Raw genomic sequence first — 22979 nt, 5'->3', positions numbered from 1 at the left:
CAAGCTACAGGCCTTGCGCCATAAGCCTTGAAAATGCCAAATGCCAGAAACTACAAGGGGAGCCGAAGCTCCCCCAGAAGTAGTTGCGTGCTCTATTTTTATTATTGATTTCGGGCTTCTTGTTTTTGTTGATCGCCCTCGCCATGAAGCTTCACCTTCATGACACTCCCAATCGGGAGTCAAGAGCAAACGGATTGCTTTGGTCGCTGTGTTGCTGATCTACGATCCAACCAGTTCAGGCTCTGCCTTAGGGCAGTTTTTGTTGTTCTCGGCCTGGTTGCGGGGCAAGCCCCAATGCAACGCCTCTCCAAAAGAATCAGTTAGCTGCGCCTCCGCCGTGTTGTTTTTATTGTGCGTGAGTCGATTCGTCTTATTTTTATTGTCTTGTACAAAGCTTGTTATTGTTTTTGTACTAAGCATATAGCAGGGTGCGTGCCAACTTTTGCGCCGACCAGCAAAACCGGGGGGTTGAGCTGATTTTTGATTTCTGCGGGCAAAAAAAAGCCGGGGCTTCGTTACCGTAAGCCCCGGCTTTTGTTACGCAAAAAATCCGCGGTAACAGTTTTTTCACATCTGAGGGTGTTACCTGTGGGCGCGCACCCTCAACTCTCGCTGGCTACGCCGGTCTTGCGCCGTGGAATGCCCAGGCGCTGGCGCCGTTCCCACAGGCACTTGCGGCTTACGCCCAATTTGCGGGCCAGTTCGGTCTCGGTCATGTGGTCCTGATGCTCCAGGACAAAGTGCTGGAAGTAATCTTCCAGTGACAAATCTTCAGTCGGCTCATGGCTGGTATTGCCACCGCCGCCCTGTTGCGGGGCCAGGCCAATGAAGTCGTCATCGTCCAGATCGCTCAGTTCGATGTCGATGCCCAGCAGCTCGGCGGAAATTTCCGGGCTCTCCGACAGGATCACTGCACGCTCAACCGCATTTTCCAGCTCACGTACGTTGCCCGGCCACGAGTAATGACGGATCGCTTGCTCGGCGTCCGGGGCAAACTTCAGGTCCGTACGGTTGATGCGCGCGCTCTGGCGTAGCAGGAACGCATTGGCGATCTCGTTGACGTCGGCACCACGCTCACGCAGCGGCGGCAGCTTGAGAGCGATGACGTGCAGGCGGTAATACAAGTCTTCGCGGAACTGGCCGATCTTGGCCAGGCTCTTCAGGTCGCGGTGGGTTGCCGCGATCAGGCGCACGTCGACCTTCTGCGACTGTACCGAGCCGACGCGGCGGATTTCGCCTTCCTGTAGCACGCGCAGTAAACGCGCCTGGGCTTCCAGGGGCAGTTCGCCGATTTCGTCGAGGAACAGTGTGCCGCCGTCCGCCGCTTCCACCAGGCCCGCACGCCCGGCGCTGGCGCCCGTGAAGGCGCCTTTCTCGTGGCCGAACAGTTCGGATTCGATCAGCGATTCGGGGATCGCTGCGCAGTTCACCGAAATCATCGGTGCCTTGGCGCGCTTGGAGAGGTTGTGCAGGGCGCGGGCCACCAGTTCCTTACCGGTACCCGACTCCCCCTGGATCAAAACATTGGAGTCGGTAGGCGCCACTTTGCGGATCTTGCTGTACAGGTCCTGCATCGGTGGGCAGGAGCCGATGATGCCGATCTCGCCATTGCTGTTATCAATGCCTGGCTTGTCGGCACCGCCGCCGGCCTTGCCGGTGGGGCGCTGTTCGGTCGGTGCGCTGCTGGCCGACTGCCGGTCACGCAGGATGCGCGCCACGGCCTGGAGCATCTCATCATGGTCGAAAGGCTTGGCGATGTAGTCCACCGCGCCCATTTTCATGGAATCCACTGCCGAGCGCAGGCTGGCATAGCTGGTCATGATCAGCACCGGGGTGCCCTGGCCAAGCTTGATCAGCTCTGTACCGGGCGCGCCGGGCAGGCGCAGGTCGCTGACAATCAGGTCGAACGTGGGAATGCTGAACCGCTCTTGGGCTTCCTGCACCGAGCCGGCTTCGCTGACTTGGTACTGATTACGTTCAAGCAGGCGACGCAAGGCAGAGCGGATAATGGTTTCGTCTTCGACGATCAAAATGTGCGGCATTGATTCAATTCTCTCGACGGTCTCAGTTCACAGCGGACGTCGCTTCGACATGACGCGGCAAGGTCACCCGAATACGGGTGCCGCGTTGGCTTTCGGTGTCAGCCGGGCTGTCGATGGTGATTTGTCCATAATGCTCTTCAACGATGGAATAGACCAGTGCAAGGCCCAGACCGGTACCTTCACCTGGGTCCTTGGTGGTGAAGAAGGGTTCGAACAATCGGTCCATGATGTTCTGTGGAATGCCGCTGCCTTCGTCCTCCACGATCAGGTCGACCGTGTGCTCGAAAGCCTCGCTCTTGACGCGTACCGCACTGTGGGGAGGGGACGCATCGCGGGCGTTGGACAGTAGATTGATCAACACCTGCGCCAGGCGCTGGGAGTCACCGTCGACCCAGTGGTCCGGGTCGCACAAATTGAAGAACTGTACTTCGAAATTACGCCGGTTCAACGCCAGCAGCCCAATGGCATCCTGCGCCACTTCGGCCAGGCACACCGCCTCGTCCTGGTTCTGGTGGGCGCCGGCATGGGCAAAGCTCATCAGCGACTGCACGATGCGCGATACGCGCTTGGTCTGTTCGAGGATTTGCCCGCTGATCTCGATGATTTCACCGTCTTCTTCGCGCTCTTCCCGCAGGTTCTGCGCGAGGCATGCGATACCGGTAATCGGATTGCCGATTTCATGGGCAACGCCCGCAGCCAGGCGGCCAATGCTGGCCAGGCGCTCGGAGTGCACCAGCTTGTCTTCGAGCATCTGGGTGTCGGTCAAGTCTTCCACCAGCAGCACCAGGCCACTATTTCCGGGGGCCAGGGGTTCGTCGATGGCGGCTTTGTGCAGGTTGAGCCAGCGGGTCTGGCCGTCGAGGGCCAGGTGCTGTTTGTGCAGGTGTTCGTCGGGCAGGTTGATAAACCCCTGCAGCAGTTCTTTCCACGGATCACCCAGGGTATTGAGGCGCGAACCTACTACACGTTGTGCGGCGATACCGGTGAGTTCTTCCATGGCCTTGTTCCACATCAGGATCTCTTGGTCCTTGGCCAGGGAGCAGACGCCCATGGGCAGTTCCTGCAGGGTCTGGCGGTGGTAGCGGCGCAGGGCATCGAGTTCGGCGGCAAGGCCGGTGAGGCGTGAGTGGTAATCCTCCAGCCGGCTCTCGATGAAATGGATGTCTTCGGTGACGTAGTTTTCGCCACCCGCCTTGTAGGGCAGGAAGGTTTCCACCATGTCCTGGGATACGCTGGGCCCCATCAACCCGGACAGGTTGGCCTCGATGCGATCACGCAGTCGGCGCAAGGCATAGGGGCGCCGTTCGTCGAACGGCAGGTAAAGATCGCGCAGCGCCTGTTCGACCTCCTTCTGCGCTGCCTTGGCCCCCAGCGGTTTGGCCAGTTGTGTGGCGAACTCCTGGGGCGAAGCCGCATGCAGCTCTCGGCGTTGCGGGCGCCGCACATTGTCCACCGCGCAGGCCTCGGCGGCGCTGGTTTCTTCCGGGCTGGCGTTGGTGAACAGCGAGATCAGGGTGAACATCAATACGTTGGCGGCCAGCGAGGCAATCGCCGCCATGTGCCAACTGGTGTCATCCAGCACGTAGATCATGTTCAGCAGCGGGATGTAGAAACCCTGCAAGTTGCCGACCAGCGGTAGCAGCATGGTGACGAGCCATACCAGGATCCCCGCCAGCAGCCCGGCGATAAACCCACGGCGATTGGCGGTCGGCCAGTACAGCACCGACAACACGCCCGGCAAGAACTGCAAGGTGGCCACAAACGCGACGATGCCGAGATTGGCCAGGTCTTGCCCCGCACCCAGCAGCAGGTAGAAACCGTAACCGGCCATGATGATCGCGACGATCAGTGCGCGGCGTGTCCATTTCAGCCAGCGGTAGATATTGCCTTCTGCGGGGGGCTGGTACAGCGGTAGCACCAGGTGGTTCAGCGCCATGCCGGAGAGTGCCAGCGTCGTGACGATGATCAGCCCGCTGGCTGCCGATAAGCCGCCGACATAGGCCAGCAACGCCAGGGCCGGGCTGTTGGCGGCGATGCCGATACCGAGGGTGAAATACTCAGGGTTGGTAGTGGCCCCCAGCTTCAGGCCAGCCCACAGGATCAGCGGCACGGCCAGGCTCATCAACAGCAGGAACAGTGGCAAACCCCAGCTGGCGCTGACCAGTGAACGCGGGTTGAGGTTCTCGGTGAAGGTCATGTGATACATGTGCGGCATCACGATCGCCGAGGCGAAGAACACCAGCAATAGCGTGCGCCACGGGCCTTCCTGCAAGGGCGTGTGCAGGGCGGCGAGAGCGGTCTGGTTTTGCAGCAGCCACAGTTCCAGCTGTTGCGGGCCGTCGAATACGCCGTAGAGCGCGTAGAGGCCAACGCCGCCGATGGCGATCAGCTTGATCACCGACTCGAAGGCGATCGCAAATACCAGGCCTTCGTGTTTCTCGCGGGTGGCGATATGGCGTGAGCCGAAGAAAATCGTGAACAGGGTGATCAACGCGCAGAACGCCAGGGCGACGCGATGTTGCACCGGCTCGCGAGTGAGGATGCTGATGGAGTCGGCCACTGCCTGCATCTGCAGGGCCAATAGGGGCAACACGCCGATCAGCATGAAAATGGTGGTCAGTGCGCCGGCCCAGGTACTGCGAAAGCGGAAGGCGAAGAGATCGGCCAGGGATGACAACTGGTAGGTGCGGGTGATCTTCAGGATCGGGTACAGCAGCACCGGCGCCAGCAGAAATGCCCCGGACACCCCGAGGTAGCTGGAGAGGAAGCCATAGCCGTACTGATAGGCCAGGCCCACGGTGCCATAGAACGCCCAGGCGCTGGCGTAGACGCCCAAGGACAAGGTGTAGGTCAATGGATGGCGAATGATCGCCCGCGGAATCATTCCGCGCTCACTGATCCAGGCCACTGCGAACAAGGCAGCCAGGTAGGCGGCGCTGATCAGCAGCATCTGGGTGAGGCTAAAGCTCATCGGCATCTTTTTGGCTCTGCAGGATAAAGGTCACGACGATCAGGATCAGCCACAGTAGATAAGGCCGATACCAGGCGCCCGTGGCGTCGATCCACCAATCCATGATGGCGGGGGAAAACAGGTAGATCCCGACGACCAGCAGCAGGACCAATCGATAGATGTACATGTTGGCCTCTGATTGAAAAACTGCGGCGATGGTAACGGATGGCTGGCAAGCTGCAAGCGCCTTCAGCGCAACTGCGACTCTGCCAGCGTGAGTGTGCGTGGAATCAGCGAGGCATCCCACTGTTGAATGCCCCAATCCAGCAGCTCCCGTGGGCTGGCGTGGAGCAGTTCGTCGCCGGGTTGCTGGCCGAGGGCACGCAAGGCTCTTAACAGCAAAGGCGTGGCCTGGTCTTTCGTCAACGGCGGGGAACGGTAGGACTTGCCCAGCTTGTTACCGTCCGGCTGGACGACCAGCGGTACATGCAGATAGCGCGGCTGGCGCAGGCCGAGCAGCTCTTGCAGGTACAACTGGCGCGGCGTGGAGTCCAGCAGGTCGGCGCCGCGCACGATATCGGTAACACCCTGCCAGGCATCGTCGAGGACAACCGCCAGCTGATAGGCGTAGAGGCCGTCGCGGCGGCGGATGACGAAATCGCCTACGTCGCGGCCCAGATGTTGTCGGAATTCGCCCTGTACTCGGTCGATAAAGTGGTATTCCAACTCGGGGACGCGCAACCGAATGGCGGCATCTTGCTGGTCGTGCCCGGCATTGCGGCAGAGGCCGGGGTAAATGCCGTTGTAAGGTTCCAGTTGTTTGCGCGAGCAGGTGCAGGCATAGGCCAGGCCATGATTGAACAGATCGTTCAGCACTTTGGCGTAGGCATCATGTCGATCGCTTTGTCGGACCAGTTCGCCGTCCCACTCGAAACCATAGCTTTCAAGGGCCTGGAGAATGGCCGCCTGGGCGCCGGGCTCTTCGCGGGGAGGGTCGAGGTCTTCCATGCGCATCAGCCAACGGCCGTGATTGGCGCGAGCGTCGAGGTAGGAAGCGAGGGCGGCGACCAGCGAGCCGAAGTGCAAATGGCCGCTGGGCGTAGGGGCGAAACGCCCAATATAGGTAGAGGCTGTCATGGGCCGGATACTACTGGAAAACCGGTAAACGCCAGAAACAAAAATGGGGCGTTTGTACGCCCCATTCGTCCAGTTCGGCAGGGATTACTTGCCGACCTGTTTCTCCTTGATTTCAGCCAAGGTCTTGCAGTCTACGCACAGGTCCGCGGTTGGACGAGCTTCCAGGCGGCGAATTCCGATCTCGACGCCGCAGGATTCGCACCAGCCGTATTCTTCGTCCTTGATCAACTGCAGGGTCTTGTCGATCTTCTTGATCAGCTTGCGCTCACGATCCCGGGCGCGCAGTTCAAGGGCGAACTCTTCTTCCTGGCTCGCACGGTCGGCCGGATCAGGGAAGTTGGCTGCTTCGTCCTTCATATGGTCGACGGTGCGGTCGACTTCTTGCATCAAGTCCTGTTTCCACTTGTTAAGGATCTTGGTGAAATGCTCGCGCATGGGCTCGCCCATGTACTCTTCACCTTTCTTCTCTACGTATGGTTCGAAGCCGCTGATGCTCTGTTGCTTTGCTTGGGTGGACATGAATAGACCGCCTCTCACTCTTCTAATCCATTGCGCAGGATTGCAACGTCACCGACACCTGCCGGCCCTGCGGCTGCAAGCGGGCGAACTTACCAGATAGATTCAGGGTGCGCCACTCCCGGTTGTCGAGGCCCATCGCGCAGGGGTTGCAAATTGCAGCAGCCCGCCATGGTTGGGTGTGCATCGCCTCGGATATTGATTTTAGTCGTTCTGCAAGCGCTTGCCGGGCTCTTCTTGAATGGCCGAGCAGGCAATAGAGCATGTTTTAGCGTGGGGGTTCGGTAGAATCCTGATTTTGTTCTTAACGTTAAGGAAGGCTAATGGCTCAGCCCTACAGTGCGCGCAGTCGCGCCATCGAACCTTTTCATGTCATGGCGTTGCTGGCGCGAGCCAACGAGTTGCAGGCGGCTGGCCATGATGTGATCCACCTGGAAATCGGCGAGCCGGACTTCACCACTGCCGAACCGATCATCCAGGCTGGCCAAGCCGCACTGGCCAGTGGCAAGACCCGCTACACCGCCGCCCGTGGCCTGCCGGAACTGCGCCAGGCCATCAGTGGCTTCTACCAGCAACGCTATGGCTTGAGCGTCGATCCCGAGCGCATCCTGATCACGCCTGGTGGCTCCGGCGCATTGTTGCTGGCCAGCAGCCTGCTGGTGGATCCAGGCAAGCACTGGCTGTTGGCAGACCCCGGCTATCCATGCAACCGGCACTTCCTGCGCCTGGTCGAGGGCGCGGCGCAGTTGGTACCGGTGGGCCCCGATGTTCGCTATCAATTGACCGCCGAGTTGGTGGCCAGGCACTGGAGCGAGGACAGCGTGGGTGCACTGGTCGCGTCTCCGGCCAACCCGACAGGCACTCTCCTCACGCGTGACGAATTGTCCGGGTTGTCGAATGCGATCAAGGCACGTAACGGCCACCTGGTAGTGGATGAGATCTACCATGGCCTCACCTATGGCACCGATGCCGCCAGCGTGCTGGAGGTCGACGACGATGCCTTCGTCCTCAATAGTTTTTCGAAGTACTTCGGCATGACCGGGTGGCGCCTGGGGTGGCTGGTGGCGCCGCCCGATGCGGTGGGCGAGTTGGAGAAGCTGGCGCAGAACCTCTACATCAGTGCGCCGAGCATGGCGCAGTACGCTGCCTTGGCTTGTTTCACCCCGCAAACCCTGAGCATTCTGGAAGCGCGGCGCGCCGAATTCGGTCGACGTCGGGACTTCCTGCTGCCGGCACTGCGTGAGTTGGGGTTCGGCATTGCGATAGAGCCGGAAGGTGCGTTCTATTTGTACGCGGATATCAGCGCGTTCGGCGGCGATGCCTTTGCGTTCTGCCGTCATTTCCTGGAAACCCAGCATGTCGCGTTTACGCCCGGTCTGGATTTCGGCCGGTATAAAGCCAGCCATCATGTGCGCTTTGCCTACACGCAAAATCTTGATCGACTACAGGAAGCTGTCGAACGGATCGCCCGCGGCTTGCAGAGTTGGCAAGGCTGATGCGCTTTCATCCTCCCCTCGAAGAAGCTCGGTTGATCCGGCGTTACAAACGTTTCCTAACCGATATCGAAACCGTTACCGGTGAGTTGCTCACCATTCACTGCCCCAATACCGGTTCGATGCTCAATTGCATGGTGGAAGGCGGGCAGGTTTGGTTCAGTCGTTCCAATGATCCGAAGCGCAAGCTGCCCGGGACTTGGGAAATCGCCGAAACGCCACAGGGCCGCCTGGCCTGCGTCAATACCGCCCGCGCCAACCAGTTGGTCGAGGAGGCGCTGCGTGCGGGGGTAATTACTGAACTGAACGGCTTTACTGCGTTGAAGCGTGAGGTGCCTTACGGTCAGGAGAAAAGCCGTATCGACTTTCGCCTGGATTACCCCGATGGCGCGGCCTATGTCGAAGTCAAAAGTGTGACGCTGGGTTTTGACGGCTCGGCGATTGCGGCTTTTCCCGATGCAGTGACCCAGCGTGGCGCGAAACACCTGCGGGAGTTGGCCTACTTGGCCCGGGACGGTGTACGCGCGGTGCAGTTGTATTGCGTCAATCTCTCGGGCATTGAGGCCGTGCGCCCGGCCGCGGAAATCGACGCCGCCTATGCTGCCGCCCTGCGAGAAGCCAAGGCGGCGGGCGTGGAGGTGCTGGCGTATGGCGTACGTGTTACATCCGAGGAAATTTGCGTGGACCGCCGGCTGGACGTGCTGCTTGGCGACTAGAGTTCTACCCACAAACCTTGTGCGTCCTCTCGACCGGCCAGAGCCTTGAGGCTTTGACCGGCGCAGGGGCCGGCGATGCACTCGCCGCTCTCGATCAGGAACAGCGCGCCGTGGGTAGCGCACTGGATCAGGCTGGCGCTGGCGTCGAGGAAATGGTCGGGCTGCCATTCCAGTGGAATGCCGCGATGGGGGCAGCGGTTGACGTAGAAGTAGGCAACGCCGTCCCGACGCACGGCCAGCAGCTTGCAGCCGTCGATATCAAAACCGAGGCTGCTGTTGGGGGCGAGGGTGTCGGAAGGGCAGAGAAACTTCATTTCAATCCTTAAGTGCCTTGACGTTCAAATGCAAACAATTATCAAATGCCAGCTTCGCACGATGACTGGCTGGGCGCTCAGTACGATGCCTGGCAGAGATGACCTGTCACATCGATGAGTGGCTCAGTGGCCGCGCCCTTGGAAGGAAACCCTGTTATGCGACTGAGTGCCAGCGCTATTGCGCTTGTTGTCGGACTGCTGGTCAATCACGTGGCATGCGCCGTTGAACTGCCCCAGCGCTGGGTGAGTGCCGGTGGGGCCTTGTCTGAGTGGGTCGTGGCCCTGGGCGGTGAATCGAAGTTGGTGGGCGTCGATACGACCAGCCAGCATCCGGCGTCCCTCAAGGCATTGCCAAGCATCGGCTATCAGCGGCAATTGTCGGCTGAAGGCATTCTCAGCCTGCGTCCGCAGATCCTGGTGGGCACTGAAGAGATGGGGCCGCCGCCGGTTCTGGCGCAGATTCGCGGTGCGGGTGTGCAGGTGGAGATGTTCTCGGCGCAACCGGATTTGCCTGCCTTGAAGGCTAACCTTGAGCACCTGGGCACGTTGCTGGGCACTGAGGCCAAGGGCCGCGAGTTGTTTGTCGCATACGAGCAGGCCCTTGGTCGGCAGAAAAGTTGGGTTGCCAAGGCGCAGGCCACGCAAAAGGCGCCGGGTGTGTTGCTGCTGCTCGGTAATGCGGGTGGCAAGCCGTTGATCGCCGGCAAGGACACTGCCGCTGATTGGATGCTGCGGCAGGCCGGTGGGCGCAACCTGGCAACCCATATTGGCTATAAGCCGTTTTCCGTGGAGTCGCTGGCGGGGCTGAGCCCGCAAGTGCTGGTGTTCGCTGATCGCGCCCTCAGCGGCGATGCGGCACGGGCTGCGCTGTTCAAGGAGAACCCGATACTGGCTTCCACCCCGGCGGCCAGGAATGGGCGGGTAATTGAGCTGGACCCGACGCTGCTGGTGGGCGGGCTCGGGCCGCGTTTACCGCAAAGCCTGTCGGCGTTGTCCGCCGGCTTCTATCCATCCCAGGCTAAACCGGCCCCATGACCACCCTGGTCAAGCCGCGAGCCCTGTTTATCGGGCTGGCGCTGCTGTGTGCACTGGCGATCTGGCTTTCATTGGCCCTGGGGCCGGTCAGCTTGCCCCTGTTGGATACGCTCAAGGCGGCGTTGCGCTTGGTAGGCGTGCCGATCGAGGCACAGGGATTGGAGCAGGCGGAGTTGATTCTGGGGCAAATTCGCTTGCCGCGGACGTTGCTGGGCCTGGCAGTGGGGGGCGTGCTGGCATTGTCAGGCGTGGCGATGCAGGGCTTGTTTCGCAACCCGTTGGCGGATCCGGGTTTGGTCGGGGTCTCCAGCGGTGCGGCGCTGGGGGCGGCCATCGCCATTGTCGGTGGTTCGTTCTTCGGCGGTTTGCCGGACGCGTTCGGCCCCTATCTATTATCGCTGTGTGCATTTCTCGGTGGGCTTGGCGTCACGGCGCTGGTCTACCGGCTGGGGCGGCGCAACGGCCAGACTAACGTCGCGACGATGCTGCTCGCCGGCATCGCGCTGACAGCCCTCGCCAGCTCGGCGGTGGGTTTGTTCACCTACCTGGCGGATGACGCCACCCTGCGGACCCTGACCTTCTGGAACCTCGGCAGTCTCAATGGCGCCAGCTACTCGCGCCTGTGGCCGTTGCTGCTGGTGAGCGCCGGTGTGGCGCTGTGGTTGCCGCGCCGGGCGAAGGCGTTGAATGCGCTGCTGCTTGGTGAGTCCGAAGCCAGTCACTTGGGCGTTGATGTAGAGCGCCTCAAGCGCGAATTGGTGTTTTGCACGGCCCTCGGCGTGGGAGCGGCCGTGGCGGCAGCGGGAATGATTGGGTTTGTCGGGCTGGTCGTGCCGCACTTGGTGCGATTGCTGGCGGGGCCGGATCATCGGGTGTTGTTGCCAGCCTCGATATTGGCAGGTGCGAGCCTGCTGCTGTTGGCGGATCTGGTCGCCCGCTTGGCGTTGGCGCCGGCTGAATTGCCGATCGGCATCGTGACGGCGTTTATTGGCGCGCCGTTCTTTCTTTATCTGTTATTGCGAGGGCGCGCCTGATGTTGCGGGTGGAGGCGCTGCAGATACGGCGTGGTCGCAAAATCGTGCTGGCGGACGTCAGCCTGGACCTGTTGCCGGGTCAGGTGCTCGGTGTGCTGGGGCCTAATGGTGCTGGCAAGAGCACATTGCTGGGGGCGTTGTGTGGTGAACTGCCGCCGGACCAGGGCAAGGTATGGCTGGATCAGCAGGAGCTGAAGGGCTGGAGCGGATCGCAGCGCGCCCAGCGCCTGGCGGTATTGCCGCAAAGTTCGACCTTGGACTTCGCCTTCCGCGTCGAAGAGGTGGTAGGCATGGGGCGCTTGCCCCATCAGACCGGACGGGTGCGTGATGAGGAGATTATCCAGGCAGCGCTGCTGGCCGCGGATGTCGGGCATTTGAGCGGCCGCAGCTACCTGGCCTTGTCGGGCGGCGAACGCCAGCGTGTGCATTTGGCGCGAGTCATGGCGCAATTATGGCCGGGCGAGGAGGGGCAGACGTTGTTGTTGGATGAGCCGACGTCGATGCTGGACCCCTTGCACCAACACACCACCTTGCAGGCGATACGGACATTCGCCGATCGGGGCGCGGCTGTGCTGGTGATTCTCCATGATCTGAATCTGGCGGCGCGTTACTGTGACCGGATCTTGTTGCTGTCCCAAGGACGTCCGCATGCACTGGACACGCCGGCACGGGTGATGCGACCTGAGCCGCTTAAAGCGGTATTCGGTTTGGATGTATTGGTGCAGCTCCACCCGGAGCGTGGGCATCCGTTGATTATCGCGCGTTGAAGTCCGGGTGGTTGTCAGCGCCTTTTCGCAGGCAAAAAAAGACCCGGCAAAAGCCGGGTCAAATAACCGTGATTAGCCTGATGAGGAGATAATCTGAGAGTCCGAACCAATGGTCTTTCAGTTATCGGCTGATCTCGCGACCAGTTGTGATAATCATAACGATTCTCATTTAAGAGTCAACATTTGTTTTTGCTGGCTCTCGTGCTTTTCTCAAACACGCGTTCGAAAAGCCTGTAGACACTGTATGGGCTTGCCGGTCTAATTTTTCTGGCGTGTGGAAATAGCGTCCAATTGACGGTTCAACGCTTCCTTGCGCTCGGCAGGGAGGTCGTTCCAGTGCACATCCATCAATGCCCCTTCGATTGCATACAGCAATACTTTGGATGCGCGGAACCCTCGGGTGCGTACCGCTCGATAAGCATCCACAGCTCCCAGGCGGCGCAAGTCGGATGCGCTGTGGATACCCACCGCATGCAGCCACTGCGCCGACGTCTTGCCAAGGTTTTTAAGGTGTTGCAGCTCATCGTTCATCAAGCCTCCTTGCGACGGCCGAATGGTGCGGTGGGTATCGTGACCAGGCAAGTCTGAAAGGAGTGTAGCGTTCAGTAGGAAAAGCGTAGTTCTTTGGCCAGGAACGGCGCAAAAGCTTATAAGAATGGGGTGAGGTTTTTGACGGCGGGCAGGCGTGAAGCCCCGGCACGCTGTATGCGCAGCCGGGGTTGGGGCAGTCGATTACTTGGTGCGGTAGCGCAGGCGCGTGCCAAAGTTGACCGACATGAGGATCTCATCGGCAGTCAATTCAGGCGGAAAGTAGGTCCCCGAAATCTGCGCATGGGCCAGGCTGGCGCCCTCCAGTGAGCAGTCGCGCAAGTCCAGGCCGCGCAAGTCGGCAGATCGGAAGTACGCGTCGGTGAAATCTACCCCTGCGGCGTTCAGGTCACGCAGGTCCAAACCTCGGAAGTCGCCACCACGCATGTCGATAACGCCGTCTTTGGGACGTTCCTGATTGAAGCCTCGGATATCGTCTTTATGCAGGAGCGAGTAGAGCGGTGTATCGAGAAGCTTCGGCTGACTCATGATGTCGATACCTGTTGGATTTATGACGCCATTATAGTGCCACTATTCCCTGGTTGCGCGCCGAAGACGACGACGCAGCCAAGAATTTTTTCTTACAAACCCGGCAGGCGCTGACGGATGTGCGCTACCAATGCGTCCAGTGTCCCACTTTCATTGGTTTCGACGCGCTTGCTCAGGAGTAGCTCCTCGGCCGTGAGTGGGTCGCGATGGGCTTGCTGTTCTTCGATAACAGCCAGGGTGGCGTCGGAAGGGTCGTTTTTATCGGCCTGACGTTGAGCCAGCCAACTGGTGATGACGGCTTGTGGTGCGTTGCAGTCCAGGATCAGGAAGGGCGCGCCGGTCGCTTCGGCGACCTTGGCCGCGGCGTCGCGCTGGTCGCGCTTCAAGAAGGTGGCATCCAGCACCACCGGAAAGCCGGCCCGCAGGATGGTATCGGCCATCTCGTTCAGGCGCGCGTAGGTTTTTGCACTCGCATCGGCGGCATAGATGCCGGCCTGTGGGGTGTTTTCCACTTGTTGCTCGCCAAACAAGCGCTTGCGTTCCACGTCCGAGCGCAGGCGAATGGCACCCAGCGCTTCCACCAGGCGCATTGCTACATGGCTTTTGCCGACCGCTGACACGCCATGGGTAATGGCCAGGAAACGTGAGGGAATGGTGCTATAGCTTTCTGCCAGGTTGGCATAGTTGCGGTACTGGCGCAGGGTGGTGGCGCGGCGCACCGGGTCTGCTTCGCTTGGCATGCTGAACAGCGAAACCTTGGCGCGTACCAGTGCACGGTACGCTTTATAGAAGTTCAGCACTTCAAGGCCGCGATAGTCGCCGGTCAGTTCCAGATACTGGCTGATAAAACGGCGCGCCAGGGATTTGAGGCCGCGGTCTTCCAAGTCCATGGCCAGGAAGGCGGTGTCGGCATACACATCGGTGAAGCGGAACGGCTCGTTGAACTCGATGCAGTCGAAGATCACCACATGGCCATCGATCAGGGTGGCGTTGCCGAGGTGGATATCACCGTGGCACTCGCGGGTGAAACCATCGAGCTTGCGTTGTGCAAGTAGGGGCTTGAGGCGCTCGAAGCTGCTTTCGGCCCAGGCTTGAAGGGCTTCAAGTTGCACCAGGTCGGCCTTGTCGCTTAGGAATGGGCGGATCTGTTCAAAGTTTTGCCGTACGGGCGCCATTACTTCGTCTGGGGTGCCGGCCGGGTGATCTTGGGGGACTTTGGGGGCCGTGAGATGAAAGTGCGCGATTTGCTTGGCCATTTCATCGATGTGCGCGCTGGTCAACTCGCCATTGGCTTGCAGGGTGCTGAGCAGCTGGCTCTGTGGGAACTGGCGCATTTTCAGCGCGTATTCGATCACCGGGCCTTCACCGCCCAATTGCGGTGCTTCGGCAGTGCCGGTAATTGGCAACACTTCAAGATACAAATCTTGGGTAAGGCGCTGGTTGAGGCGCAGCTCTTCCCGGCAGAAATGACCGCGATCCTTCAGGTCGGTGAAGTCCAGAAAGCCGAAGTTCATTGGCTTCTTCAGTTTGTAGGCGTAGGGGCCGGTCAGTATCACCCATGAAATATGGGTCTCGATGACTTGAAACGCTTCGACTGGATGGGGGTATAGGGCCGGGTTTTGCAGGGCGGTGATCAGGGACTGGCTCACGGGCGATCCTTCAGAGTCTTGGGAAATTCATGGCAGGCATTATGGCCGCTACGCACGGTCGTGCAAACCGCTGTCCGGCTCATGTTGATCATCAATAAAGTGCGTATAATCCGCCGCCATGACTCGATCCCGATCTCCCCGTTCCCGTAAAAAACCTCCTTCCCGCGGCCTGCGCCCATGGCTGGGCTGGGCGCTCAAGCTCAGCCTTGTGGGCCTCGTCGTGCTCGCCGGCTTCGCGGTATATCTCGACGCTGTGGTCCAGGAGAAATTCTCCGGCAAGCGTTGGACTATCCCGGCCAAGGTGTATGCCCGCCCCTTGGAGCTGTTCACCGGCCAGAAGCTGAGCAAGGATGACTTCCTTACCGAACTCGACGCCTTGGGCTACCGCCGCGAACCCGTGAGTAACGGGCCTGGCGCGGCAGCCGTCAGCGGTAACACTGTCGATTTGAATACCCGTGGCTTCCAGTTCTATGAGGGCCTGGAAAAAGCCCAGCCGGTGCGGGTGCGTTTTTCCGGCGACTATGTGGCCGAGCTGTCGTCACTCAATGGCTCCAAACTGCCGGTGGTTCGCCTGGAACCCCTGATGATCGGCGGGATTTACCCGAAGAACCTTGAAGATCGTATCCTGATCAAGCTTGATCAGGTGCCGCCGTACCTGCTGGAAACCCTGGTCGCTGTGGAGGACCGCGATTTCTACAGCCACTGGGGCGTCTCGCCGAAGTCGATTGCCCGTGCCATCTGGGTCAACACCTCCGGCGGCAAAATGACCCAGGGCGGCAGTACGCTGACCCAGCAGTTGGTGAAGAACTTCTACCTGACCAACGAGCGCAGCCTTACCCGCAAACTGACCGAAGCCATGATGGCGATGCTGCTGGAGCTGCACTACAGCAAGCAGGAAATCCTCGAGGCTTACCTCAACGAGGTATTCGTCGGCCAGGATGGCCAGCGCGCGGTGCACGGTTTCGGTCTGGCCAGCCAGTTCTTTTTCGGCCAGCCACTCTCTGAGCTGAAGCTGCATCAGGTTGCGTTGTTGGTGGGGATGGTCAAGGGGCCTTCCTACTACAACCCTCGTCGTAATCCTGAGCGTGCGCTCGAACGCCGCAACCTGGTGCTCGATGTATTGGAGCAGCAGGGCGTGGCCACGGCCGAACAAGTCGCCGCAGCGAAGAAAATGCCACTGGGTGTGACCACTCGCGGCAAGCTGGCCGACAGCTCCTTCCCTGGCTTTATCGACCTGGTCAAGCGTCAACTGCGTGAAGACTACCGCGACGAAGACTTGACCGAAGAGGGCCTGCGGATCTTCACCAGTTTCGATCCGATCCTGCAGATGAAGGCCGAAGCGTCGGTCAACGACACCTTCAAACGCCTGACAGGCCGTAAAGGCTCCGACGAAGTCGAAGCGGCCATGGTCGTGACTAACCCGGAAACCGGCGAAGTCCAGGCGATGATCGGCAGTCGCCAGGCCAGTTTCGCTGGTTTCAACCGCGCCCTCGATGCCGTGCGCCCCATCGGCTCGCTGGTCAAGCCGGCGGTCTACCTGACGGCGTTGGAAAAACCGAGCAAATACACGCTGACCAGTTGGCTGTCGGATGACCCGCTGTCTGTCAAAGGTGCCGATGGCCAGGTGTGGACGCCGCAGAACTTCGATCGCCGCTCCCATGGCACGATCTTCCTGTACCAGGGCTTGGCGCATTCCTACAACATTTCCACGTCGCGGCTGGGTCTTGAAGTGGGGGTGCCGAATGTTCTCAAGACACTGGCACGCCTGGGCATTACCCGTGAATTCCCGGCCTTCCCATCGATGCTGCTGGGGGCCGGTGCGATGACGCCGATGGAAGTGGCGACCATGTACCAGACCCTCGCCAACGGTGGTTTCAATACGCCGATGCGCGGCATTCGCAGTGTGCTGACAGCCGAAGGCGAGCCGCTCAAGCGCTATCCATTCCAGATACAGCAGCGTTTCGATGCGGGCTCCATCTACCTGATCCAGAACGGTATGCAACGTGTGATGCGTGAAGGTACCGGCAGCTCTGTCTATAAAGTGCTGCCGTCGAACCTGACGCTGGCCGGCAAGACCGGTACCAGTAACGACTCCCGTGACAGCTGGTTCGCCGGTTTTGGCCAGGATGTGCTGGCCGTGGTGTGGCTGGGGCGTGATGATAATGGCAAGACGCCGTTTACTGGTGCGACCGGTGCGCTGCAAGTCTGGACCAGTTTCATGCGCAAGGCTGATCCGCTGCCGCTGAATATGCCGCAGCCGGACAATATCGTGCAGGCCTGGATTGATCCGCATACCGGTCAGGGCTCCGATGCCAACTGTCCGGGCGCGGTGCAGATGCCGTATATTCGCGGCAGCGAACCACCACCCGGTGCTGCGTGCGGTGGCAGTGCCCCTGCTGACGCGGAATCGGTGATGGATTGGGTCAAGGGCTGGATGAATTAAGCAAAGAGGGTTTCAAGTGAACAAGTGGTGGATTCCAGCTATTACAGCTCTGGCTTTGCTCGGCGGCTGCTCCAGCGTGCAGCGCGGTTCCATTCCCGTGGTGGACTCGAGCACGGCCGTTTCCAATAACGACCGGATCTCGGCCAATGGCGGGTTCCGTCAGACCGTGACCAAGCGCCCGGTACAAGCCGCAACCCAGGCGGTCCCACAGGATTCGGGCGTGGTGGTGATGGTGCCAGGTGCCGGCGCGGCAACGGCGGCACCGATCAGCGCGGAACCTTGGACGCCTGGCCCAAGTACGTCGGGGCCGATTGATTCCGCGCCGATCCAAACGGCACCGATCAACCAAGGCACCTACAACATGCCTTCGACGCCAAGCGGTATTCCGTCGTCCTCGAGCGCCGGCGGCCTGTCCGCTGACGAGCAACTGGATGGCCCGGTGCTGGCGTTGCTGACCACCGCGCAACAGCAACAGGCCGGTGGCGACCTGAATGGCGCATCGTCGAGCCTCGAGCGTGCCCAGCGCGTAGCGCCACGCGAACCGCAAGTTCTGTATCGCCTGGCCCAGGTACGCATGGCCCAGGGCGATGCACCGCAAGCCGAGCAGTTCGCCCGTCGTGGCCTCACCCTGGCGAACGGTCGTCCTGACCTGCAAGCCAGCCTGTGGGCCTTGATCGGTGATGCTCGTGCCGCACAAGGTGATGCTGCCGGCGCTGCGCAGGCTCGGCAAAAAGCCAAGGTCAGCCTCTGATGGATGCGCGTTTTCCAGCAATTGCCGAACAGTTATTGCTGATTGAGCGCGAATTGCGCACGCAGGGATGGTGGGACGAAAAGTCCCCCAGTGCTGAGGCTCTGAGCAGTGTCGAGCCCTTTTCGGTGGATACGCTGGACTTTCACCAGTGGCTGCAATGGATCTTCCTGGTGCGCATGAAGCAGATCCTCGAGCAGGATCTGCCATTGCCCAATGCATCAGGGATCCTGGAGATGGCGGAGATGGTTTACGCCGATCGCCCGCTTGAGAGCCTTGGCTTGCGCAATGCGCTGAAAAAGTTCGACCAATTGATCGTCGACGCTCGTTAATTGCATGGCTGCCGGCTTTTCCGGCAGTCTTGCGCACATTTCTACCGCTTGACGACATTCAGGCGAGTTTTATCCCTCCTCAAAGGCCTTTCTTCTGCGTTCTCATGCGCTTAGTTGGAAAAAAGCGCAATTATTGCTTGACTTGAAGGGCCTGAAACAGAAGAATCCAAAGTCCGCTGTATCGGGACTGCCAGAAGCAGGCCCGCTCAGCAGATCATGAGGCGCACATCCGCGCCGACCTGTTACACCCGCAACGCGTTACCTCGCGCTGGGTGGGAAAAGCCCGCAACACTTGGGACGATCCCAATACTTGCTCAGTCAGTGCTGACGTAGTCGGCGACCACCGTCGCTCATGCTCTGTTGAGAAGTAAACCTATTAAGACCCGTCGGTTTTCAACGGACGGTATTCTGGCGTTTTAGAGGTGAACAACGTGGAGCTTTTATCTGGCGGTGAGATGCTCGTCCGCTTTTTGCGTGACGAAGGCGTCGACTATATCTACGGGTACCCAGGTGGTGCTCTGCTGCATGTCTACGACGCACTGTTCAAGGAGCCGGCTGTTACCCACATCCTGGTCCGCCACGAACAGGCTGCGACCCATATGGCTGACGGTTATGCCCGTGCCACCGGTAAAGCCGGCGTGGTACTGGTCACATCCGGCCCAGGCGCAACCAATGCCATTACCGGCATTGCGACTGCTTATATGGACTCCATCCCGATGGTGATCATTTCCGGCCAGGTCGCTAGCACCATGGTTGGTACCGATGCATTCCAGGAAACCGACATGATCGGTATCTCCCGGCCGATCGTGAAACACAGCTTCATGATCAAGCATGCCTCGGAAATCCCGGAAGTCATGAAGAAGGCCTTCTACCTCGCGCAGTCCGGTCGCCCGGGTCCTGTGGTGGTCGATATCCCGAAAGACATGACCAACCCGGCTGAGAAATTCGAATACGTATTCCCCAAGAAAGCCAAGCTGCGCTCCTACAGCCCGGCTGTTCGTGGGCACTCGGGGCAAATTCGCAAGGCGGCAGAAATGCTCCTGGCGGCCAAGCGCCCTGTGCTTTACTCGGGCGGTGGCGTGATCCTGGGCGGCGGTTCTGCACCGCTGACCGAACTGGCCAAGCTGCTTAACCTGCCGGTCACCAACACCCTGATGGGCCTCGGCGCATTCCCGGGAACGGACCGTCAGTTCGTCGGTATGCTCGGCATGCACGGCAGCTACACCGCCAACCTTGCCATGCACCACGCCGACGTGATCCTGGCCGTGGGCGCGCGGTTTGATGACCGTGTGATCAATGGCGCGAGCAAATTTTGCCCGAACGCCAAGATCATCCATATCGACATCGATCCGGCGTCCATCTCCAAGACCATCAAGGCCGACGTGCCGATTGTGGGACCTGTAGAGAGCGTGTTGACCGAAATGGTCGCCGCGCTCAAGGACATCGGCGAAACGCCAAACAAGGAGTCGGTTGCCAGCTGGTGGAAGCAGATCGACGAATGGCGCGGTGATCGCGGCTTGTTCCCTTACGACAAGGGCGACGGCAGCATCATCAAGCCACAAACCGTGATCGAGACCCTGTGCGAAGTGACCAAGGGCGACGCCTTTGTGACCTCCGATGTGGGCCAGCACCAGATGTTCGCCGCGCAGTACTACAAGTTCGACAAGCCCAATCGTTGGATCAACTCCGGTGGCCTGGGCACGATGGGCTTTGGTTTTCCTGCGGCCATGGGTGTGAAATTGAGCTTCCCGGAGACTGACGTCGCGTGCGTCACCGGTGAAGGCAGTATCCAGATGAACATTCAGGAACTGTCGACGTGCCTGCAGTATGGTCTTCCGGTGAAGATTGTCTGCCTGAACAACGGCGTGCTGGGCATGGTTCGTCAGTGGCAGGACATGAGTTACAACAGCCGTCACTCCCATTCCTACATGGAATCGCTGCCGGATTTTGTCAAATTGGTTGAAGCCTATGGCCACGTCGGCATGCGCATCACTGACTTGAAAGATCTGAAGCCGAAAATGGAAGAGGCGTTCGCCATGAAAGATCGTCTGGTGTTCATCGATATTCAGGTGGATACCAGTGAGCACGTCTACCCGATGCAGATCAAAGACGGCTCTATGCGCGACATGTGGCTGAACAAGACGGAGCGTACTTAATCATGCGGCATATTATCTCCCTGCTTCTGGAGAACGAACCCGGCGCTCTGTCTCGTGTTGTCGGTCTGTTTTCGCAACGCAACTACAACATCGAAAGCCTGACCGTGGCGCCGACCGAGGACCCGACCCTGTCGCGCCTGACGTTGACCACCGTTGGCCACGATGAGGTGATCGAGCAGATCACCAAGAACCTCAACAAGCTGATCGAAGTGGTCAAGCTGGTCGACCTGTCGGAAAGTGCCCACATCGAGCGCGAGCTGATGCTGGTTAAAGTCAAGGCTACGGGTGCCCAACGTGCCGAGATCAAGCGGACTACCGACATTTATCGCGGGCAGATCGTCGATGTGAGCGCCAGCGTTTATACCGTTCAACTGACCGGTACGAGCGACAAACTGGACAGCTTCATCCAGTCGATCGGGACGGCCTCGATTCTGGAAACCGTACGCAGTGGTGTCACCGGGATTGCCCGTGGCGACAAAGTACTCAGCATCTAACCCAAATTAGTGAATGGCCTCACGGCCTGGATATATAGAGGAACCTCATGAAAGTTTATTACGATAAAGATTGTGACCTGTCGATCATCCAGGGCAAGAAAGTCGCCATCATTGGCTACGGTTCCCAAGGTCACGCCCAGGCGTGCAACCTGAAAGATTCCGGCGTTGACGTGACTGTTGGCCTGCGTAAAGGCTCGGCCACTGTTGCCAAGGCTGAAGCCCACGGCCTGAAAGTGACCGACGTTGCTTCCGCTGTTGCGGCTGCCGACCTGGTCATGATCCTGACCCCGGACGAGTTCCAGTCCGCGCTGTACAAGAACGAAATCGAGCCGAACATCAAGAAGGGCGCCACCCTGGCCTTCTCCCACGGCTTCGCGATTCACTACAACCAAGTCGTGCCACGCGCCGACCTGGACGTGATCATGATCGCGCCGAAAGCGCCGGGTCACACTGTGCGTTCCGAGTTCGTCAAAGGTGGCGGTATCCCTGACCTGATCGCTATCTACCAGGACGCCTCGGGCAATGCCAAAAACGTTGCGCTGTCCTACGCTGCTGGTGTGGGTGGCGGTCGTACCGGCATCATCGAAACCACTTTCAAGGACGAGACTGAAACCGACCTGTTCGGCGAACAAGCCGTTCTGTGCGGCGGTACCGTTGAGCTGGTCAAGGCTGGTTTCGAAACGCTGGTTGAAGCTGGCTACGCGCCGGAAATGGCCTACTTCGAATGCCTGCACGAACTGAAGCTGATCGTTGACCTCATGTACGAAGGCGGTATCGCCAACATGAACTACTCGATCTCCAACAACGCTGAGTACGGCGAATACGTGACTGGTCCGGAAGTGATTAACGCCGAGTCCCGTCAGGCTATGCGTAACGCCCTGAAACGTATTCAGGACGGCGAATACGCCAAAATGTTCATCAGCGAAGGTGCCACCGGCTACCCTTCGATGACCGCCAAGCGTCGTAACAATGCCGCTCACGGTATTGAAGTCATCGGCGAGCAACTGCGCTCCATGATGCCGTGGATCGGTGCCAACAAGATCGTCGACAAAGCCAAGAACTAAGTCGTACGCATCAAGGGAAAACGCGGCTTAGGCCGCGTTTTTTCGTTTGGGAGCCTGGTTCTGGTATAAAGCTGCATCGTTTGCGGGCGAACACTCGCCGCAAGTATTTGTCGAATTTTTTCACACCGTTGCAAGGTAAAGTCCATGAGCGAACGTCCCGAAGAGCCAAGCCAGGCTTCTGACGCCGAAAGCCTGCTACCGATCGATGAGCATGTCGAAGAAGGGCATGACGCTGAAGGCCGCAAGGTCCGGCATCGTGGCATCTATCTTCTGCCCAACCTGTTCACCACGGCGAACCTGTTTGCCGGTTTCTATTCCATCATCAACTCCATGAGTGCCCAAAGCGCCCTGGCTGCTGGTGATGCCGCAAGTGCGAGCAAATACTTCGGTTTTGCCGCCATCGCAATCTTCGTGGCCATGGTGCTCGACGGCCTGGATGGGCGCGTGGCCCGTATGACCAATACCCAAAGTGCCTTCGGTGCCGAGTATGACTCGCTGTCGGACATGGTGGCCTTTGGCGTCGCTCCGGCGTTGCTGGCGTTCGCTTGGGCGCTGGGCGATATGGGCAAGGTCGGCTGGATGGTTGCTTTCATCTATGTTGCTGGGGCTGCGTTGCGTCTGGCGCGTTTCAATACCCAGGTCGGTAAGGCTGACAAGCGTTACTTCATTGGCTTGGCCAGCCCTGCTGCTGCCGGTGTCGTGGCGGGTATCGTCTGGGCGTTCAGTGACTACGGTATCCAGGGGTCGAAGATGTCGTTCCTGGTGGCCTTGATGGTTGCGGCGGCCGGCATGCTGATGGTCAGTAACATCAAGTACAACAGCTTCAAGGAGTTCGACCTGAAGGGGAGGGTGCCTTTCGTTGCGATTCTGGTGGTGGTGCTGGTGTTTGCGGTCGTCTTCAGTGATCCGCCGCGTATCCTGCTGCTGGCGTTCCTTGTCTATGCGGCCTCCGGCCCGATTCAGTATCTGCTGCATCTGCGTCGGGACAAAACGTTGCCTTAATGTAATTTCC

Annotated in this window: 21 protein-coding genes; 12 read left to right on the top strand and 9 right to left on the bottom strand. The window is 59.7% G+C overall.

What is annotated here, in order from left to right:
* Nucleotides 1–602 precede the first annotated feature (602 nt).
* The 5 genes from P2T68_RS31430 to dksA all read right to left on the bottom strand — a co-directional run bounded on the left by P2T68_RS31430 (nt 603) and on the right by dksA (nt 6648).
* On the bottom strand, nt 603–2042 hold the full coding sequence (locus P2T68_RS31430; protein WP_024077422.1) for a sigma-54 dependent transcriptional regulator: 1440 nt from the start codon (nt 2040–2042) through the stop codon (nt 603–605).
* Nucleotides 2043–2064: 22 nt separating this feature from the next.
* The gene (locus tag P2T68_RS31425) at nt 2065–5019 is read right to left on the bottom strand and encodes a sensor histidine kinase (RefSeq protein ID WP_024077421.1); all 2955 of its coding nucleotides are present in this window, start codon (nt 5017–5019) and stop codon (nt 2065–2067) included.
* Nucleotides 5003–5179 (bottom strand): hypothetical protein, encoded by a 177-nt coding sequence (locus P2T68_RS31420; protein ID WP_003176118.1) that lies wholly within the window; start codon nt 5177–5179, stop codon nt 5003–5005. The genes P2T68_RS31425 and P2T68_RS31420 overlap by 17 nt, the downstream gene beginning before the upstream one ends.
* Nucleotides 5180–5241: 62 nt before the next feature.
* Nucleotides 5242–6129 (bottom strand): tRNA glutamyl-Q(34) synthetase GluQRS, encoded by an 888-nt coding sequence (gene gluQRS / locus P2T68_RS31415; protein ID WP_024077420.1) that lies wholly within the window; start codon nt 6127–6129, stop codon nt 5242–5244.
* 84 nt (nt 6130–6213) lie between these two features.
* Nucleotides 6214–6648, bottom strand: a complete 435-nt coding sequence (gene dksA, locus P2T68_RS31410) for an RNA polymerase-binding protein DksA (protein WP_041161025.1) — start codon at nt 6646–6648, stop codon at nt 6214–6216.
* A 320-nt stretch (nt 6649–6968) separates the two neighbouring features.
* Here dksA and P2T68_RS31405 point away from each other — a divergent pair, with 320 nt between their 5' ends.
* Together P2T68_RS31405 and sfsA are read left to right on the top strand one after the other, a co-directional pair.
* Complete coding sequence (locus P2T68_RS31405) at nt 6969–8141, top strand: pyridoxal phosphate-dependent aminotransferase (protein ID WP_024077418.1); 1173 nt, start codon at nt 6969–6971, stop codon at nt 8139–8141.
* Nucleotides 8141–8854: a DNA/RNA nuclease SfsA gene (sfsA, locus tag P2T68_RS31400; protein WP_069077020.1), complete on the top strand. Its 714-nt coding sequence runs from the start codon at nt 8141–8143 to the stop codon at nt 8852–8854. Before P2T68_RS31405 ends, sfsA begins: the two co-directional genes overlap by 1 nt.
* Here the strand turns inward: sfsA and P2T68_RS31395 are convergent.
* On the bottom strand, nt 8851–9168 hold the full coding sequence (locus tag P2T68_RS31395; RefSeq protein ID WP_024077416.1) for a Rieske 2Fe-2S domain-containing protein: 318 nt from the start codon (nt 9166–9168) through the stop codon (nt 8851–8853). The genes sfsA and P2T68_RS31395 overlap by 4 nt on opposite strands.
* A gap of 156 nt (nt 9169–9324) precedes the next feature.
* Here P2T68_RS31395 and P2T68_RS31390 point away from each other — a divergent pair, with 156 nt between their 5' ends.
* From P2T68_RS31390 to P2T68_RS31380, 3 genes are read left to right on the top strand one after another with little or no spacing between them, the layout of a single operon-like run.
* On the top strand, nt 9325–10203 hold the full coding sequence (locus P2T68_RS31390) for an ABC transporter substrate-binding protein (protein WP_024077415.1): 879 nt from the start codon (nt 9325–9327) through the stop codon (nt 10201–10203).
* Entirely contained in the window at nt 10200–11237 is a 1038-nt protein-coding gene (locus tag P2T68_RS31385; RefSeq protein WP_024077414.1) for an iron ABC transporter permease, read from the top strand. The genes P2T68_RS31390 and P2T68_RS31385 overlap by 4 nt, the downstream gene beginning before the upstream one ends.
* Complete coding sequence (locus P2T68_RS31380) at nt 11237–12004, top strand: heme ABC transporter ATP-binding protein (protein ID WP_024077413.1); 768 nt, start codon at nt 11237–11239, stop codon at nt 12002–12004. Before P2T68_RS31385 ends, P2T68_RS31380 begins: the two co-directional genes overlap by 1 nt.
* 258 nt (nt 12005–12262) lie before the next feature.
* On the opposite strand, the gene P2T68_RS31375 is transcribed toward P2T68_RS31380, so the two are convergent.
* The 3 genes from P2T68_RS31375 to P2T68_RS31365 form a co-directional block, all read right to left on the bottom strand.
* Entirely contained in the window at nt 12263–12535 is a 273-nt protein-coding gene (locus P2T68_RS31375) for a TfoX/Sxy family protein (RefSeq protein WP_024077412.1), read from the bottom strand.
* 201 nt (nt 12536–12736) lie between these two features.
* The gene (locus P2T68_RS31370; RefSeq protein WP_024077411.1) at nt 12737–13081 is read right to left on the bottom strand and encodes a pentapeptide repeat-containing protein; all 345 of its coding nucleotides are present in this window, start codon (nt 13079–13081) and stop codon (nt 12737–12739) included.
* A gap of 92 nt (nt 13082–13173) precedes the next feature.
* On the bottom strand, nt 13174–14730 hold the full coding sequence (locus tag P2T68_RS31365; protein ID WP_069077018.1) for a bifunctional aminoglycoside phosphotransferase/ATP-binding protein: 1557 nt from the start codon (nt 14728–14730) through the stop codon (nt 13174–13176).
* Nucleotides 14731–14848: 118 nt separating this feature from the next.
* On the opposite strand from P2T68_RS31365, the gene mrcB reads away from it, so the two are divergent.
* From mrcB to pssA, 7 genes are all read left to right on the top strand, one after another.
* Nucleotides 14849–17173, top strand: coding sequence for a penicillin-binding protein 1B (mrcB, locus tag P2T68_RS31360; RefSeq protein WP_024077409.1), 2325 nt, complete (start codon nt 14849–14851; stop codon nt 17171–17173).
* A 16-nt stretch (nt 17174–17189) separates the two neighbouring features.
* Nucleotides 17190–17924, top strand: coding sequence for a hypothetical protein (locus P2T68_RS31355; protein ID WP_277378735.1), 735 nt, complete (start codon nt 17190–17192; stop codon nt 17922–17924).
* Nucleotides 17924–18253, top strand: coding sequence for a YqcC family protein (locus tag P2T68_RS31350; protein WP_024077407.1), 330 nt, complete (start codon nt 17924–17926; stop codon nt 18251–18253). Before P2T68_RS31355 ends, P2T68_RS31350 begins: the two co-directional genes overlap by 1 nt.
* A 431-nt stretch (nt 18254–18684) precedes the next feature.
* The gene (locus P2T68_RS31345) at nt 18685–20409 is read left to right on the top strand and encodes an acetolactate synthase 3 large subunit (RefSeq protein ID WP_041161297.1); all 1725 of its coding nucleotides are present in this window, start codon (nt 18685–18687) and stop codon (nt 20407–20409) included.
* Between the two features lie 2 nt (nt 20410–20411).
* The gene (gene ilvN / locus P2T68_RS31340; RefSeq protein ID WP_003176102.1) at nt 20412–20903 is read left to right on the top strand and encodes an acetolactate synthase small subunit; all 492 of its coding nucleotides are present in this window, start codon (nt 20412–20414) and stop codon (nt 20901–20903) included.
* A gap of 47 nt (nt 20904–20950) precedes the next feature.
* Nucleotides 20951–21967 carry a ketol-acid reductoisomerase gene (gene ilvC, locus P2T68_RS31335; RefSeq protein ID WP_003176099.1) on the top strand — a complete coding sequence of 339 codons (1017 nt, stop codon included), beginning with the start codon at nt 20951–20953 and terminating at the stop codon, nt 21965–21967.
* Between the two features lie 144 nt (nt 21968–22111).
* Nucleotides 22112–22969: a CDP-diacylglycerol--serine O-phosphatidyltransferase gene (gene pssA, locus P2T68_RS31330; protein WP_024077405.1), complete on the top strand. Its 858-nt coding sequence runs from the start codon at nt 22112–22114 to the stop codon at nt 22967–22969.
* Nucleotides 22970–22979 lie beyond the last annotated feature (10 nt).

This window comes from Pseudomonas sp. G11, assembly GCF_029457515.1.
Taxonomy (GTDB): Bacteria; Pseudomonadota; Gammaproteobacteria; order Pseudomonadales; family Pseudomonadaceae; genus Aquipseudomonas; species Aquipseudomonas gorinensis.
The sequence above is the reverse complement of the archived record's forward strand: the minus strand, read 5'-3'. Positions and strand labels throughout refer to the sequence as shown.